The sequence below is a fragment of the Halomonas sp. Mc5H-6 genome (assembly GCF_024124705.1).
GTDB lineage: Bacteria > Pseudomonadota > Gammaproteobacteria > Pseudomonadales > Halomonadaceae > Vreelandella > Vreelandella subterranea.
Map to the genome: position 1 here is coordinate 104,721 of NZ_JAMXSI010000010.1, position 15,431 is coordinate 120,151.

Consider the following 15,431-nt stretch of genomic DNA (forward strand, 5'->3'; position numbering starts at 1 on the left):
GCTATACACGCGAGGTAAGAAAATGTTGACACTCAGTGGTGTCGCCAAGCGCTACCCAACCGGGGACCGGGCGCTGACCGATATAGACTTGACGCTCCCCAACGGCCAGGTGATGGCGCTGATTGGGCCATCCGGGGCCGGTAAAAGCACCCTGATTCGCTGTGTGAACCGGCTGGTAGAGCCCACCCAGGGCAGCATTCGCCTGGAAGATACCGAGCTCACCAAGCTTTCAGGCTACAAGCTGCGTCATGCGCGGCGTTCCATGGGCATGATTTTTCAGGAGTACGCCCTGGTTGACCGGCTCACGGTGATGGAAAACGTGCTCTCCGGTCAGCTGGGTTACGTGGGGTTCTGGCGCAGCTTTTTGCGCCGCTACCCTCAGGAAGCGGTGGTGGAAGCGTTTCGGCTGTTGGAGCGGGTTGGCTTGACCCACGCAATCGATAAACGTGCCGATGCGTTATCGGGCGGTCAGCGCCAGCGTGTGGGGATTGCCCGGGCCCTGTTGCAAAGCCCCAAGCTGCTGTTGGTTGATGAGCCTACTGCCAGCCTTGACCCGAAAACCTCCCGTCAAATCATGCGCTTGATCCGCGAACTATGTGCCGAGCGCGATCTGGCGGCGATTATCAATATCCATGATGTGGCCCTGGCGAAGCAGTTTGCCGACCGCATCGTCGGACTGCGGGCGGGTGAAATCGTCTTCGACGGTGACCCCAGTGAGCTCACCAGCGAGATCCTCACCACGATCTACGGCGAAGAAGACTGGGATACCACGCCCGAACCAATGGATGACGAGGTTAGCGAAGACCAGCGAGATACAGGCTCGTACGGCGCGGCCCCCGCAATGGCCGTCGGAGGCGGACGATGAGCGAGCAGGCCGAGATGTTGACAGCGCGCCAGCAAGCGGCGCGCCGCGGCGAGTGGCGGCGGCTACCGCTGATCGAAAGCCCGCGGCTGCGCTGGGGCATTGTCCTTGGAGTGTTGGTGTATCTTGTGTTGGCACTGGCCTCGGTGGAGGTGGACTGGGAGCGCGTGGCCGAGGGGGCGGGCCGTGCCGTGAATTTTCTGGGCGCGTTTATGCAGCCCGATTTTGTCAGCCGTTACGACGATATCGTCGCGGGCCTGCTGGAAAGCTTGACCATGACGCTGACCTCCACGGTGATTGGGGTGCTGCTGGCGATACCCGTCGGGTTGGGGGGCGCGCGCAATATTGTACCATTGCCGATTTACACTGTCTGCCGGGCGATCATTGCGGTATCACGCACTTTTCAGGAGGTCATCATCGCCATCCTGTTCGTGGTGATGTTCGGCTTCGGGCCTTTTGCCGGCATGATTACCCTGGCGTTCGCGACGATTGGGTTCATGGCCAAGCTGCTGGCCGAAGATATCGAGGACCTGGATTGGCGGCAGGTCGAGGCAGTGCGCGCCACGGGGGCCAGCTGGTGGCAAACCATGAATCACGCGATTCAACCCCAGGTCATGCCGCGTTTGATCGGGCTTTCCATGTACCGCCTGGATATCAACTTCCGCGAATCTTCGGTAATCGGGATTGTCGGCGCAGGTGGTATCGGGGCCACCTTGAACACCTCGCTTAGCCGCTACGAATATGATACCTCCGCGGCGATCCTGCTGATCATCATCGCCATCGTCCTGCTGTGCGAATACGGTTCGAGCCATGTCCGCCGCTGGACCCAGTAACCCTGAATCAGTCCTTGCTGAATCGATATTTTGTGGAGAAGTTGAATGCCCGTTTCCACCTCACCTTTGGGTCAACCGGTCTGGCGGCGGCGTACGACCCGCGCACAATGGCTGCAGTACCTGGCCTGGCTGGCAGGAGTCAGCCTGTTTCTGCTCTGCTGGAAGCTGATTTCGGATAACACCATGTGGGTGTTTGTCGAAGACGCCGGCCGCCAGGGAGCCGACCTGATCAGCCGCATGACCCCACCGGCGTGGGGCTACGCCAATGTCTTGTGGAAGCCAATGTGGGACACCCTGAACATTGCCACCCTGGGCACGGCGCTGGGCATTATCATGGCCTTTCCGGTGGCGTTTCTGGCGGCTCGCAATACCACGCCGCATCCGCTGATTCGCAGCGCCGCGCTGGTGGTGATCGTGTCGTCGCGCTCGATCAACTCGCTGATCTGGGCAATGCTGCTGGTGACCATTCTGGGCCCCGGCGTGCTGGCAGGCATTATCGCCATCGCCCTGCGTTCCATCGGCTTTGTGGGCAAGCTGCTCTACGAATCCATCGAAGAGATTCATCCCACGCCGGTCGAGGCGATCAGCGCGACCGGAGCAAGCCGCATGCAGGTCATGAACTATGGCGTACTGCCCCAGGTCATGCCGGCGTTTGCCGGTATCAGCGTTTACCGCTGGGATATCAACATCCGCGAATCGACCGTGCTGGGTCTGGTGGGGGCGGGCGGTATCGGCCTGCAGTTGAACGCCTCGATCAACAGCCTTGCCTGGGATCAGGTCAGCGTGATTTTCGTAATGATTTTTGCCACCGTCTTGGTGTCCGAATGGATATCCGCCCGGGTGCGGCACGCGATTATATGACCATTTTGCAGAGTGGCGGTGTTTGCGCCATGCTATAGACGAATCGGCTTAATTAGAGGCGCATCCATGCCCATCGCGCGCGGCTTACCTGTGGTAGGTGTGCTAATCCTCATGATGGTGTCAGGCTGTGCCAGCCGCGACACCGTGCTCAATGAACGCCTCGACGATGCCCAGGGCTTGTCCATGGAGCGGGCGCTGATTCTTTCCCATGCCCAGCAAGCGCTGGGCACTCCCTACCGCTTTGGCGGTAACTCGCCCGACGGCCTGGACTGCTCCGGGCTGGTGGAGATGGTCTATCGAGCGGCGGGTATTAACGTGCCCCGCACCGCCGACCAGCAGTTTCGCCAATTGGCCACCGTGGATGCCCCGCGCCCCGGTGATCTGCTGTTTTTTGGCTCACGCCAGAAGGCCACCCATGTGGGCATTTACCGCGGTCAGGGGCAGATGATTCACGCCCCCGGCAGCGGCCGCAAAGTGGTGAGTGTGCCCCTGGATATCGACTACTGGCAGCAGCGCTTTCTGGGTGCCGCTAGTCCAGCCCCTTGATGTTGCTGCGCATTGAACTGCTCTGAAGCAACGTTTGCGCCTTGCAACCGTCTTCTTTGAGCGTTGCACCTCCAGAATGCTTGTCCTGCCCTAAAGATTAAACCGTGGCGGCCGATAGTTGCTTATGGAATTATTTTCCATTAAAAAACACGCCTGTGTCAGCACAATGCGTTTATGGTCGCTTCGACTATGTCTCATTTCGTATAAACTATTGCTAATTTGATACTGGTTCATGTGAACGCCTGTGGGCGTAAAGCTTTTTTATTGGCCACGAACTGTGGCGACCCTAGTGATGTAATAAGTTGAATTAATGCATCTTTATGATTGAAAAACGTTGGATGAAGAGCGTTGATTTCAAAACCGAAGTCGTGTCTTCTTGCGGGTGGTAGCGCGGCGATGACCGTTGTCATTTTATAATTAACGAGGAGAGCAAGGACGTATGAGCCAGTCTTTTACGATGCCAAAGGTGCAGTCTTTGCCTCAATTGCATGTATCGTCGTTAACGCCTAACGACCCCACGACTATGTCCGAACTGTTACCCGCTCAGGCGGCGTTCTTGCATGCCAACGAGGCGATTATCATTACCGACGCCGATAACCGCGTTATCGATGTCAATCCGGCCTTTAGTGAACTCACCGGCTGCCCGCTTGCCGTGGTAAAGGGCAAGACACCCGAGGCGTTCAGTATCCTGCCGTTGGATGATAGTCGCACTACCCGGCTGATGCGTGAAGAGCTCCAACTGCGCGACCGCAGTAAAAGTCAGGTGAGTTACCGTAGCCACGATGGTCAGTTTTATCCCGGCATGATGTCGATTAACAGGGTGCGCGACCATAAGGGCAACGTTGACCACCATGTGATTGTCCTGGCGGATTTATCGGCCATTCCTGCCCATGCTCGGCATCTGAACAGGGAAGTCTATTTTGATGCCTTGACCGGCTTGCCTAATCTCCAACTGCTAACGCAGCTCATCCAGGAGTCCATTCAACACGCTGAAAGCAAGCAGATGCCCCTGGCGGTCTGCTCGCTGGACATCGATTTTTTCAAGTCGATCAACGATCGTTTGGGCTCGAGCGTGGGCGATACGCTGCTTTCGACCTTCGGTCAGCGCATCAGTCATCTGCTGTTTGGCGACGATGTGCTGGCTCGAGTGGGCGGCGATGAGTTTGTATTATTGCTTCACCATGGTGTGGAAGAAGCCTTCTTTGAGAACTTGCTGGCCTCTATACGTCGCCCTTTATTTGTAGACGGGCACACGGTTCAGTTCACGGCGAGCCTCGGAGTGACGTTTTATCCCAATGACCCGGCTCAGGGAGATGGCTTGCTGCGTCATGCCAATCAGGCCATGTATCGGGCAAAGCAGCGCGGCCGCGATACGTTCCACGTCTTTGATCCTAATCACGACCGGCAGCTGCAGGTGCGCCACGAGAAGCGTCAACGCTTTGTGGATGCGCTGGCGAACGACGAACTGCGACTTTATTACCAACCCCAGGTCGATATGCGTACTGGCCAGGTGGTCGGCGTCGAAGCGCTGATTCGCTGGCAGCATCCCGAGCGGGGGCTGATGGCGCCGGGCCAGTTCCTGCCGATCATTGAGGCGACATCGCTCGAGGTCGATCTTGGGGAGTGGGTGCTGGAACAGGCGATGCGCCAGCTGGTGGCGTGGCAATCAGCGGGCATCATGCTGCCCATCAACGTCAATATCAGCCCTTCGCACCTGCTGCTGGGCAATTTCAGCCAGCGCCTGGGTGAGCTGCTGGCGCGCTATCCACAGGTTCCTCCAGGGCTGCTCAAGCTGGAGGTGCTGGAAAGCGCCGCCATGCATGACATACAGGCTGCACTTACCACTATGGCTAAGTGCCAGGCGTTGGGCGTCAACTTTGCCATCGATGACTTTGGCACCGGGTTTTCATCGCTGACACATTTGCGTCAGCTGCCGGTGAACCTGATCAAGATCGACCAGAGCTTTGTCCGCGACATGCTCAGAGACCCGGATGACATGGCCATTGTTGAGAGCGTTATCTACATGGCGAACCGCTTTCAGCGGCCGATGCTGGCGGAAGGAGTGGAAACGCTGGCCCATGCCAAAGCGCTGATCGAGCGTGGGTGCGAATTAGCCCAAGGCTATGGTATTGCGCGTCCTATGCCCGCTGAAGAGCTGCCCAAATGGTTGGTGGCATGGCCCAAGCGGGACGACTGGAGCGGGCTTGGAAAGACGCATTAACCGTCAGGCGAAAAAGCCGACAGCTTAAGCAGCGCTTGGCGCGTTGCTAGGGTTCAGGGCGCTGTCAGTCGTTGTATCGTTGGCCGGTGTTGTACCTTCTGCGCTGGCACGTGCCTGAGCCATTTCGCTGGTTTGCATGGCCGCTTCAAGCTTGGCTTCGAGCAGATATTGCCTGGCCTGGGCGGCGACCTGATAATCCTTTGGTGAAGGATCGGCGGGGGCTAGCGCGGCGGCAATCACGGTTTGCATTTTCTCAATGGTGGCTTTGGGGTCGTTAGGTACCGGGCCGTAATCGATCGACACCTCGCCCGCGACGGCGTAGCGCTGGCCGTCAGGGCCTACTTCGTAATCATAGCTTGCACCGCCTGCATAAGCACCGCCAACCGTCTGGTGGGCCATCTCGTGTTGCCTGACTGCGCGGTCGGTCTGCTTGAGCTGCTCCAGCTGTTCAATTTCTTCTGGGGCCATCGGCGTACCGTCGGCGCGCTTTGGGCCCGCCGATTCGCCACGGGTCGCATTGTCCGATGAGACTTCGTCGGATGAGGCTTCCGGCTCTGCAGATGGCGCGTTAGCCGCCTTGGGCTCAGCCGTTGTGACCTTGGCCGAACCTGCATTGAAAGTGGGGGATGCCCAGGCTGACAGCGAGGCAGCCCCCAACACGGCGATTGTCATGGCAAGCGCTCCATGAAAACAAAGAAGTGTCGTAAAGTATCGGTGAGGTAAGCCGGTCGCGCAAGTTAACGTTGGCTGAATGGACCTCCGAGACGAGGAAAACAGGCGATGCAGACGATTGATGTGGTGATTAATCTCTCCTATGAGGCGTGTCTGGCGCACTACGAGGGGCGCATTGCCCAGGTCTATACCTACAGCCTTGACGGTCGCCGGGTGGTGTTTCCGGCAGAGGCGCTGCGTCGCGTCATGACTCACGACGGCGTTTACGGTTACTACCGACTAAAGTTTTCTGAAATGGGCCGATTTATCAGTATTCATCCGCTCGGTATCTGTTGAGTGTATATGCCCGATACTAAATCTGACGTGTCATTATATGAGGTCGTTTACGAGGTGATTCCCAACCTCAATACGGCCGAAAAGCTGATCAACAATACCCTGGAAAGCATCATGGAGGCGTCCGCGGATCCACTGGAGATCATGCGGCGCAAAGAACAGCAGGACGCTTTCCGTCTGGAGGCGCGCCTTGTGCGCATGCACCTCGAGCATGTGTTGACGCGCTATCGCGAGGAAGTAGAGGCCCTGGTGAACGCCGACGGCCGTGAAAGAGGCCCGCAGGTGACCCTTGACCCTGACGAGGCACAGGCGTTGCGCAGTGCCGTTGAGATTTATCAGCATGTGCGGGCCTATCAGCGGGGTGAGCGCCGCCATCCTCTGGCGAACCGCTAAGTTCCCTCTGCAGGTCCGAACCTCCAAAAGACCTCTGTCTAGGCTATAATGATCGCTTCAATGAACGTCCTGGCTTACCCGCCGGGTACGTTGGCAGCCTGCCTACCCGGCGACGGCTGCTGAGCTATCAGGAGATATACCATGTCTGCCTCACCGGTCACCTTGATGGTGGCGCGTCGCGTTGCCAAAGAACGTTATCCGCATTTCACCCGCTGGCTCAATGAGGGCCGCCATCTGGCCGCGGACTTCCCCGGTTACCTGGGATCTGGCGTGTTGGCACCGCCCGCCGACGACGATGAGTATCAGATTATCTTTCGTTTCAGCAGTGCCGAGACACTGGCTGTTTGGGAACATTCGGCTTCCCGGCGCGCCTGGCTGGCCCGTGGCCAGGGCCTGTTTGATGCCCCGCATGAGCATCGGGCTGTCGGTCTCGATGCCTGGTTCCAGGCGAATTCGCCAGCGCCGCCCCGCTGGAAACAGGCCGTGGCGGTGTGGCTCGCCTTTTTTCCTGTGTCGCTGCTTTTTCATTGGCTATTTGGTAGCACGTTCGCCAGTTGGCCGATGTTTCCGCGGGTTATGGTCAGCACGCTGATGCTGACACCGGTCATGGTGTTTGTCTTTATTCCGCTCTCGATGCGCTTATTGGCGCCCTGGCTTGAAGGTAAAGTCTCACCCTTGGAAGCTCTCCAGCGGTGCTTTTCTGAACGTAGCACCTAAGTTGACGTTAGCGTTGGCTGAAGGGCCATAGAGAGGTTTTCTACTACGCAGCCAACGCTGCTATGCTGAATGGGCACAGTGAAAGGAAGACTGGCGCCAGTCAATGGCTGGCATGCCCAATTGCCTATGGAGAGACTATGATCCACGTCCACCATCTGGAAAAGTCCCGCTCGCACCGCATCTTATGGCTCCTCGAAACGCTTGGGCTGGACTACGAGATCATCGTTTATCAGCGTGACGCTTCCACTCAGCAGGCCCCCGCAACGCTCAAGGAAGTGCATCCGCTGGGTAAGTCGCCGGTGATCACTGACGGTGAGCTGACGGTCGCCGAGTCCGGCGCGATCATCGACTATCTATTGCAACGCTATGGCAACGGCCGCTGCCAGCCGAATAGCGATAATGCCAATGACTGGGTCGATTATCGCTACTGGCTGCACTATGCCGAAGGCTCCTTGATGCCGTTGCTGGTCATGCACCTGGTGTTTGGCCAACTTCCCAAGCGCGCGCCCTGGTTGGTGAAGCCAATCGCCAATGGCATTACCCAGACCGTTAACCGCACTTTCCTGCATCCGCAAATCAATCAGCACCTGCGCTTTATTGATGACTATCTGGCAAAACGCGAGCATTTTGCCGGCCCATGGCCGAGTGGGGCGGATGTGCAGATGAGCTTCCCACTCCAGGCAGTAGCGGCAACGCATTCCTTGTCGACCTACCCAGCAATTGCCCGTTTCGTCGAGCGCGTTGAAGCTGACACTGCCTGGCAGCGCGTTGTGGAGCGCGCAGGCCCGCTCACCATGCCCGGGGCGTAAACGGCGTCATGGTAACCTTGATGGCGGCTCGGTCAGGCCTCAACGTAAGTCTGTTACGAGGGTATCGCGTCGGCCGAGCCGTCTTTGCGCTTGGTAGCAGCCTGCTCATAGCCCCGGCGCTAATGGCAGATGAACCCCTGCGTGTCGGGGTTTATCACAACCCGCCTAAACTGTTTCTCAATGACCAGCGGCACCTGGATGGTATTTTGGGCGATCTGCTACTGGCCATTGCCGAGCGCGAAGCCTGGCAGGTCGAGCCGGTTGCATGTGAGTGGCAGCGCTGCCTGGCGCTTCTCGAACGCGGCGATATCGACCTGTTGCCCGATGTGGCATGGAGCGAGGCAAGGGCCGAGCGATTCAGGTTTCATAGCGAACCCGCGCTGCACAGCTGGTCGCAAATTTACCAGCGGGAAGGGGTATCGATAGAGGCAGTGGTGGACTTAGCCGAACAACGGGTAACCGTGGTCGATGGGTCAATTCAGCAAGACCATTTGCTAGCGCTTACTCAACGCTTTGATATACCAGTTGACTGGATCAACGTTCCCGACTTTGAAGAGGGTTTCACAAAGGTCGCCAGCGGTGAGGCTGACGCCGCCGCAGCGAATCGTCATTTTGGCGAATGGCGCGCGAGTGAGGTGGGGCTGGTTGATACTCCGTTGATGTTTCAGCCCGTCCAGCTTTATTTTGCAGCGTCACCATCGCTTCCCCAAACGGTACTTGAGCGCCTTGATGACTATCTGACGCGCTGGAAAGCGGACACGGGTTCCCCCTACTTTGCCACGCTTCAAGCCTGGCAGGCGGGAGCACCCAGTCCACCCGAGACCCACAAGTGGCTGCGCTGGGGCGTGGCGGCATTGGTTGTGTCACTGGTCGTGGCGCTGCTGGTGAACCTTGTCTTGAAACGGCGTGTGGCACGGCAGCGGGTACGACTGGCAACCAATGAGGCCATGCTGGGCACCATTCTGGATAGCGTGGATGCCTATATCTACATCAAATCGCCTGACCTGACATATCAGTATGTCAATCATCGCATTTGTGAGCTTTTTGATCGTCCGGCAGAGGCGGTGATAGGGCAGCGCGACGAGGTTTTTTTGACCCTGCGACGGCTGCCGAGATTGTCCAGGTCGACCACCGCGTGTTGGCGTCGGGTGAAAAAATCACCCTGGAAGAGAGCCATGTCCTCAAGCACGACGACCGGGTAAGAACCTTCCTCTCGATCAAGATGCCGCTGACATTAACGCCGGGTAGCCCACCTTCGCTGTGTGGGATCTCGACCGAATTGACCGAGTACCTGGAGATGCAGTCGCGTACGCATTATCTGGCGTATTACGATGCCTTGACGGGTCTGCCTAACCGACGTCTGCTGATGGAATCCCTGGCGACCACTATAGAGGAAGACGGACAGAACAGGCCGTTCGGTGCGCTGATGGTCGTCGACCTTGATCATTTCCGATTGGTGAACGATCTGCAGGGGCACGCCAGCGGCGACCAGCTGTTGATCAATGTGGCCGAACAACTCCGCCAGGCGTTGGATAAGGACGCCATGTTGGCGCGTTTCAGTAGCGACGAATTCGTGGTGCTGGTCAATCAGTTGGATCCGCAACAGGAGGAGGCTGCCGCCAAGGCTGAGCGCATTGCACGACAACTGATGACCACGATTCATCAATTGCGCAATAGTCGCTCGCTGCCCATCAGTGCGAGCCTGGGGTTGGCGCTTTTCAATGGCGAATCGGGGTCGCTGGATGCAGTCCTGCAGCAAGCAGACATGGCGCTTCAGCAGGCCAAGGCGTCGGGCGGCAATACGCTGCGCTTTTTCAACCCCGACATGCAAGCCAGCGTGCTGGAACGGGCGAACCTGGAAGCTGATCTCCACCATGCCCTGGCGCGTCATGAGCTGGAATTGCATTACCAGATTCAGGTGAACCACAAGGGTGTCACGACCGGCGTCGAAGCGTTGCTGCGCTGGTATCATCCGGCGCGTGGCTGGGTTTCGCCCGCCGAGTTTATACCACTAGCCGAAGAAAGCGGCCTGATTATTCCCATCGGCGACTGGGTGTTGACCCAGGCCTGCCAGCAACTTGCCCGATGGTCGCAGCAAACTGCCTATGCACCGCTGACCCTTTCGGTCAATGTCAGCTCGGTTCAGTTTCAGCAGCCAGACTTTATCAACCTGGTGGAAAAACGCCTCGAGCAGACACAGGCACCAGCCAGTCGATTGGTACTGGAAGTCACCGAAAGTCTGCTGATGCGCGAGCCGACCCGCGTACGTAACACCATGCTCAGATTGAGAGAACAGGGCGTTCGCTTTGCCTTGGATGATTTTGGCACAGGATATTCGTCTCTGAGCTACCTAAAACGGCTGCCTCTCGATGAGCTCAAGATCGATCAGTCGTTTATCCGGGAGTTGCTGACGGATAAGGCGGACGCTGCGATCGTCGATACCATTATTCTGCTAGCAGTGAGTTTGGGCTTGTTGGTAGTGGCCGAAGGCGTGGAAACCCAGGCCCAGTTGGACTGGTTAAAAGGCCATGGCTGCTATCGGTATCAGGGCTATCTGCTTGGCCACCCCAAGCCCATTGATGACCTGTTCAAAGAAAAAATGCCCCGCCGCTAAGCGCGACAGGGCATCAATCAAAAACGCCGGGTGCGGCTAGCCAAACAGGGCGAAGCTTTCCGCATTCAGCCACATATGAACCAGGATACTGGCAGCGTAACCCAGCAAAATGACCGGCGACCACCTCAGGTGGCCCATGAACGTATAGGAGCCGCGTGCCTGGCCCATGACGGCTACGCCCGCCGCGGAGCCAATCGACAGCAGGCTGCCGCCGACCCCGGCAGTGAGGGTGATGAGCAACCAGTGTCCATGCGACATCTCGGGCTCCATTGTCAGCACCGCAAACATGACCGGAATATTATCGACCACGGCGGAGACGACGCCGAGCACAATGTTGGCCGCCGTGGGGTTCCAGCCGAGATATAGGGCTTCCGAGAGCAGGCCGAGGTAGCCCATAAAGCCAAGTCCGCCCACACACATTACCACCCCGTAAAAGAACAGCAGGGTATCCCACTCCGCGCGTGCCACGCGATTGAAGACATCGAACGGCACGACGCTGCCCAACTGCTCGAGCTTCTTGTTGTCGCCACGACGGCTGTAGCGCTCGCGCTTGCGCTCCAATGAACGCGGCAGGCTGCGGCGCAGGTAATAGCCGAAAAACTGCAGATAGCCAAGACCCGTCATCATGCCCAGCACTGGTGGCAGGTGCAGCAGCGTATGGCAAAGTACGGCGGTGGTGATCGTCAGCAGGAAAAGCACCACAATGCGCCGCGCACCGCGCTTCATCCACACGTCTTCCTGCACGCTTTCCGGTTTCTTGTTGGGAATGAACAAGCTCATGATGACAGCGGGGATCAGGAAGTTGACCAGCGCCGGGAAGAACAGAATAAAGAAGTCCTGGAATGGCACGATGCCAGCCTGCCAGACCATCAGCGTCGTGATATCACCGAAGGGGCTGAAAGCCCCGCCCGCATTGGCGGCGACCACGATGTTGATACATGCAACGTTGATGAAGCGCTTGTCACCCTCTGCCACTTTGGTCACCACCGCACACATAAGCAGCGCCGTGGTCAGGTTGTCGGCAATCGGCGACAGAATGAACGCCAATCCACCCGTTAACCAGAAGAGCGAACGGTAATTGAAGCCCTTGCGCAGCATCCACGAACGCAGCGCATCAAACACTCGGCGCTCTTCCAGGGCATTGATATAGGTCATGGCCACCAGCAGGAACAGCATCAGCTCGGTGAACTCCAGGAGCGTCACGCGGAAAGCATGCTCAGATGCCTCCGACATGCCGTTTTGGACATACACCCAGCCGATGAGGCTCCAGATAATACCGGCAGCGACCAGTACGGGCTTGGACTTGCGCATGTGGATTTTTTCTTCGGCCATTACCAGTGCGTAGGCCATCACGAAAATGCCCAGCGCGAAAAAGCCGACGATGGACTGGGTAAGGTCGAGCTCACCGGTCACGGCTAAAACGGCAGGGCTGAACACCAGCAGCAAGGCGGCCAACAAAAAAAGCCAGCGACGATCAAATCGTGGCTGGCATGGGGGGCGAAAAAAAGGCATGACGATGCGTTTCCTTTCGTTTGGATTATTGGAAGGATTTATAAGCCGCGTCAGTCTATCAGTCTGTATTGCGATGCAATATGTAATAAAAGCGAATGAAATTAGCGCTTCTTATCCACCAACGATTATTTTTTAGCAAATTAATCGTTTAGGTAATAGTAAAGTGGTGAATATTGCGGTTCATATCCCGCTGATCAAGGTAAAGCTCAACATGAGATAAATGCTGTAGCCTACTAACAATAAAGCCCCCTCCAGGCGCGATAGCCGCATGCCGGTATACAGAAACAGCACCAGTAGGCCCGCCGCACCCAGCATCACCCACTGGTCGAACAGGTTCACACGCGCAGCAATGGGCAGCGGCTGTAAAAACGCCGAAATACCTAAAATGCCGAGAATATTGAAGATGTTGCTACCCAGGATGTTGCCCACGGCAACATCCGCATGACGCCGTAAAGCGGCGATTACCGACACGGCCATTTCTGGCAGAGAGGTGCCGACGGCGACAATGGTCAGGCCAATGACCGCTTCTGAAATGCCCATCGCCTGGGCCAGGCCGATCGCGCCATAAAGTAATAGCTGAGACCCGCCGATCAGTAGGCCAAGACCCAGCGCCAGCGCGATGATGATCCCTATAGACGTTCTAGGCAGGGCGTTCAGCTCATCCGCTTCTGAGGCATGCATCTGGGCGGCGGGGATCGTCTGCTGGCGTTCGCTGAGATAAGCCCAAACGAGATAGCTGACCAGCCCGGCCAGGAAGATACCCGCGTCAATGCGCCCCAAGGCGCCCCCGAACGCCAGGCCGATAAACAGCAAGCTGGCTGCCACCATGACGACACCGTCCCGGCTGAGCGCCTTGGGCTGCACGGTCATGGGGCAGATGATGGCACACAGCCCAAGGATTAATAGGATATTGCCGATATTGCTGCCGACGATGTTGCCTACGGCAATATCCGGCTGTTGGTTGATGGCCGCGTGTATCGATACCACCAGCTCGGGAGCAGAGGTGCCAAACCCCACAACCACTAACCCGGTCAATAACGGAGAGACGCCCACCCGCCGTGCGCCTGCTACGGCGCCACGTATCAGCGCCTCGCCTCCCAGGGTTAAAAAGCCTATCCCTATCAATAAGCTTAAAGCATACAGCATGTACCATTTCCTTCTGATGTTGGCCCGAAATCGTCGGACGTTGGCATAACATAGCGGAGAGTATCGGTCTCTGCCTAATGATTTTTATATCGGTGGCAACGAGATCCAGTTAGTTGACATTTATTATGTTATAACATAATTTAAAGCCGCTATTTTGAGCCTGTTTCTAACCAAGGGAATACATCGACATGTTGAAGGCGTACCGTCAAAAAGCGATTTTAGTGGCGCTAAGCACCGTGCTGATTGCGGGGATGCAAAATGTGCATGCCAAGGACCATGACCATTCGCACGATCATGACCATGCTCACGACCACGACCACGACCACGACCACGACCACAGCCATGACAGCGATATCTATGCTGGCTACTTTGATGACGGGCAAGTAAAGGATCGTGCTCTTTCAGACTGGGATGGTGACTGGCAGTCCGTCTACCCCTACCTGGAAGATGGGACGCTGGACGAGGTGTTTGCGCATAAGGCATCGGAAGGCGACAAAACGGCTGAAGAGTACAAGGCGTATTACGATACGGGGTATCAAACGGACGTGGATCGTATCGAGATTGAAGGGCAAAACGTGACCTTCCATGAAGATGGCGAGCAGCGTACGGGGGCGTATCAGTACGATGGCTATGAGATATTGACCTACGAGGCTGGCAACCGCGGTGTACGCTTTATCTTCGAGCTGGAAGAGCCATCTGACGACCTCCCTCAATATATCCAGTTCAGTGATCACAGTATCTATCCCACCGATGCGTCCCACTTCCATCTCTACTGGGGCGATGACCGTGAAGCGCTGCTGGAAGAGGTCACCAACTGGCCGACGTACTACCCCTCAGCACTGGATGGTGATGAGATCGTCGATGAAATGCTGGCGCACTGATGTCGATGGTCAAGACGCTCCTCTGCCTTCTGGCAGATTCGGCAATGTGAAAAAGCGCTGGCAGAAATGCCAGCGCTTTGCTTGTATGGGGCGACACGAAAGCTGCGAAGAGTCGACCCATGACGCCCTATTGGTCTTTATCAATCGCAATACCATCATGTGCACGCTTGCTGGGGATCGGGCTTTTGGTCTCGAGCAGTTGGGCAACCGCAGACACGGGATGCTCTAACCCGACTACCCAGTTAGCGCTAACGGAATGTTCGGCGCAGGCGTATCAATCGGCGGATGATGAGCTTAACGAGGCGTATCAGGGACTGGTCCGCAAACTGGAGGCAAGTCCGGCGACGCTTGAAAAACTGCGCGTTGCCCAGCGGGCCTGGATAAGCTTTCGCGATGCCGAATGCGCGCTCGAGAGCAGTGGCGTAGAAGGTGGCAGCGCACAGCCCATGGTACGTAACGGCTGCCTTGCCACGCTGACCAAGCAGCGCACGGAGAGACTGCGCGAGCATGCACACTGCGAAGAGGGCGACCTGAGCTGCCCGCGTTAATGGCACAGATCGATTTGATATAGGAGCTGAAGAAACAAAAAAAGCACCCGTAGGTGCTTGATTTGAAGGGGTGTCTGGTGGCGGCGTCGTTTGAACTGATATGTTAAGTAGCTGTTATTAATTGCTTTTAACATCGGGTTGTCAGTTAGGCATACACCAGGGCATACACGGTGCTTGCTGCTAGGGCGCTTTCAACGGTGATTTGGTGGAGAAAACGGGAATTGAATAGCTGCAATCCCAAGTCTTTTTTAAGGTGGGCGAAACGCACAAAACGCTACCTCTCTCAATCGGCTTGGTACCTAGCCCAATAGCGTTACCCATTGTCAGGCATCACCGAGAACGCCAATACGGCGGCTTGGGTAGGCCAGGTTGACCACGCCTAGAAGTGACTCAGGCTCACATCTAAATGCGGGAAAAGGCCGCAATTCCGGCTATTCACTTCCTCCATTTCAAATGGAAAAAGCCCCAGCGTCGGCTAGGGCT

General features: G+C 57.0%; 16 protein-coding genes. 13 read left to right on the top strand and 3 right to left on the bottom strand.

What is annotated here, in order from left to right:
• The first annotated feature begins 22 nt into the window (after positions 1-22).
• The 5 genes from phnC to NH395_RS14170 all read left to right on the top strand — a co-directional run bounded on the left by phnC (position 23) and on the right by NH395_RS14170 (position 5,323).
• Complete coding sequence (phnC, locus tag NH395_RS14150) at positions 23-865, top strand: phosphonate ABC transporter ATP-binding protein (RefSeq protein ID WP_253025741.1); 843 nt, start codon at positions 23-25, stop codon at positions 863-865.
• Complete coding sequence (gene phnE, locus NH395_RS14155; RefSeq protein WP_253025742.1) at positions 862-1,695, top strand: phosphonate ABC transporter, permease protein PhnE; 834 nt, start codon at positions 862-864, stop codon at positions 1,693-1,695. Before phnC ends, phnE (NH395_RS14155) begins: the two co-directional genes overlap by 4 nt.
• A gap of 45 nt (positions 1,696-1,740) precedes the next feature.
• On the top strand, positions 1,741-2,556 hold the full coding sequence (gene phnE / locus NH395_RS14160) for a phosphonate ABC transporter, permease protein PhnE (RefSeq protein ID WP_066316207.1): 816 nt from the start codon (positions 1,741-1,743) through the stop codon (positions 2,554-2,556).
• Between the two features lie 66 nt (positions 2,557-2,622).
• A complete protein-coding gene (locus tag NH395_RS14165) occupies positions 2,623-3,102 on the top strand; it encodes a C40 family peptidase (RefSeq protein WP_253025743.1) in 480 nt (159 codons plus the stop codon).
• Between the two features lie 523 nt (positions 3,103-3,625).
• Positions 3,626-5,323, top strand: coding sequence for a GGDEF domain-containing phosphodiesterase (locus tag NH395_RS14170; RefSeq protein WP_253025748.1), 1,698 nt, complete (start codon positions 3,626-3,628; stop codon positions 5,321-5,323).
• A gap of 24 nt (positions 5,324-5,347) precedes the next feature.
• On the opposite strand, the gene NH395_RS14175 is transcribed toward NH395_RS14170, so the two are convergent.
• Entirely contained in the window at positions 5,348-5,995 is a 648-nt protein-coding gene (locus NH395_RS14175) for a putative metalloprotease CJM1_0395 family protein (protein WP_253025750.1), read from the bottom strand.
• A 108-nt stretch (positions 5,996-6,103) separates the two neighbouring features.
• On the opposite strand from NH395_RS14175, the gene NH395_RS14180 reads away from it, so the two are divergent.
• From NH395_RS14180 to NH395_RS14205, 6 genes are all read left to right on the top strand, one after another.
• Positions 6,104-6,331 carry a DUF2835 family protein gene (locus NH395_RS14180; RefSeq protein WP_092827153.1) on the top strand — a complete coding sequence of 76 codons (228 nt, stop codon included), beginning with the start codon at positions 6,104-6,106 and terminating at the stop codon, positions 6,329-6,331.
• A gap of 6 nt (positions 6,332-6,337) precedes the next feature.
• Complete coding sequence (locus NH395_RS14185; protein ID WP_253025752.1) at positions 6,338-6,721, top strand: hypothetical protein; 384 nt, start codon at positions 6,338-6,340, stop codon at positions 6,719-6,721.
• A 141-nt stretch (positions 6,722-6,862) separates the two neighbouring features.
• Positions 6,863-7,438 carry an antibiotic biosynthesis monooxygenase gene (locus tag NH395_RS14190; protein ID WP_253025754.1) on the top strand — a complete coding sequence of 192 codons (576 nt, stop codon included), beginning with the start codon at positions 6,863-6,865 and terminating at the stop codon, positions 7,436-7,438.
• Between the two features lie 137 nt (positions 7,439-7,575).
• Positions 7,576-8,247, top strand: a complete 672-nt coding sequence (locus NH395_RS14195; RefSeq protein ID WP_253025756.1) for a glutathione S-transferase — start codon at positions 7,576-7,578, stop codon at positions 8,245-8,247.
• Positions 8,248-8,369: 122 nt separating this feature from the next.
• The gene (locus NH395_RS14200; protein WP_253025758.1) at positions 8,370-9,449 is read left to right on the top strand and encodes a transporter substrate-binding domain-containing protein; all 1,080 of its coding nucleotides are present in this window, start codon (positions 8,370-8,372) and stop codon (positions 9,447-9,449) included.
• Entirely contained in the window at positions 9,383-10,861 is a 1,479-nt protein-coding gene (locus tag NH395_RS14205) for a bifunctional diguanylate cyclase/phosphodiesterase (protein ID WP_253025760.1), read from the top strand. The genes NH395_RS14200 and NH395_RS14205 overlap by 67 nt, the downstream gene beginning before the upstream one ends.
• A gap of 36 nt (positions 10,862-10,897) precedes the next feature.
• On the opposite strand, the gene nhaD is transcribed toward NH395_RS14205, so the two are convergent.
• Together nhaD and NH395_RS14215 are read right to left on the bottom strand one after the other, a co-directional pair.
• Positions 10,898-12,373 carry a sodium:proton antiporter NhaD gene (gene nhaD, locus NH395_RS14210; protein ID WP_253025762.1) on the bottom strand — a complete coding sequence of 492 codons (1,476 nt, stop codon included), beginning with the start codon at positions 12,371-12,373 and terminating at the stop codon, positions 10,898-10,900.
• 180 nt (positions 12,374-12,553) lie between these two features.
• Positions 12,554-13,519, bottom strand: a complete 966-nt coding sequence (locus tag NH395_RS14215; RefSeq protein ID WP_253025764.1) for a calcium/sodium antiporter — start codon at positions 13,517-13,519, stop codon at positions 12,554-12,556.
• A gap of 188 nt (positions 13,520-13,707) precedes the next feature.
• On the opposite strand from NH395_RS14215, the gene NH395_RS14220 reads away from it, so the two are divergent.
• Positions 13,708-14,400, top strand: coding sequence for a metal-binding protein ZinT (locus NH395_RS14220; RefSeq protein WP_253025766.1), 693 nt, complete (start codon positions 13,708-13,710; stop codon positions 14,398-14,400).
• A 119-nt stretch (positions 14,401-14,519) separates the two neighbouring features.
• Entirely contained in the window at positions 14,520-14,948 is a 429-nt protein-coding gene (locus NH395_RS14225) for a lysozyme inhibitor LprI family protein (protein ID WP_253025768.1), read from the top strand.
• Positions 14,949-15,431 lie beyond the last annotated feature (483 nt).

Excerpts from the sequence above, each read along its gene's own strand:
- phnC (WP_253025741.1), top strand. The coding sequence starts at position 23 with ATGTTGACACTCAGTGGTGTCGCCAAGCGCTACCCAACCGGGGACCGG.
- phnE (WP_253025742.1), top strand. The coding sequence starts at position 862 with ATGAGCGAGCAGGCCGAGATGTTGACAGCGCGCCAGCAAGCGGCGCGC.
- phnE (WP_066316207.1), top strand. The coding sequence starts at position 1,741 with ATGCCCGTTTCCACCTCACCTTTGGGTCAACCGGTCTGGCGGCGGCGT.
- NH395_RS14165 (WP_253025743.1), top strand. The coding sequence starts at position 2,623 with ATGCCCATCGCGCGCGGCTTACCTGTGGTAGGTGTGCTAATCCTCATG.
- NH395_RS14170 (WP_253025748.1), top strand. The coding sequence starts at position 3,626 with ATGTCCGAACTGTTACCCGCTCAGGCGGCGTTCTTGCATGCCAACGAG.
- NH395_RS14175 (WP_253025750.1), bottom strand. The coding sequence starts at position 5,995 with ATGACAATCGCCGTGTTGGGGGCTGCCTCGCTGTCAGCCTGGGCATCC.
- NH395_RS14180 (WP_092827153.1), top strand. The coding sequence starts at position 6,104 with ATGCAGACGATTGATGTGGTGATTAATCTCTCCTATGAGGCGTGTCTG.
- NH395_RS14185 (WP_253025752.1), top strand. The coding sequence starts at position 6,338 with ATGCCCGATACTAAATCTGACGTGTCATTATATGAGGTCGTTTACGAG.
- NH395_RS14190 (WP_253025754.1), top strand. The coding sequence starts at position 6,863 with ATGTCTGCCTCACCGGTCACCTTGATGGTGGCGCGTCGCGTTGCCAAA.
- NH395_RS14195 (WP_253025756.1), top strand. The coding sequence starts at position 7,576 with ATGATCCACGTCCACCATCTGGAAAAGTCCCGCTCGCACCGCATCTTA.
- NH395_RS14200 (WP_253025758.1), top strand. The coding sequence starts at position 8,370 with ATGGCAGATGAACCCCTGCGTGTCGGGGTTTATCACAACCCGCCTAAA.
- nhaD (WP_253025762.1), bottom strand. The coding sequence starts at position 12,373 with ATGCCTTTTTTTCGCCCCCCATGCCAGCCACGATTTGATCGTCGCTGG.
- NH395_RS14215 (WP_253025764.1), bottom strand. The coding sequence starts at position 13,519 with ATGCTGTATGCTTTAAGCTTATTGATAGGGATAGGCTTTTTAACCCTG.
- NH395_RS14220 (WP_253025766.1), top strand. The coding sequence starts at position 13,708 with ATGTTGAAGGCGTACCGTCAAAAAGCGATTTTAGTGGCGCTAAGCACC.
- NH395_RS14225 (WP_253025768.1), top strand. The coding sequence starts at position 14,520 with ATGACGCCCTATTGGTCTTTATCAATCGCAATACCATCATGTGCACGC.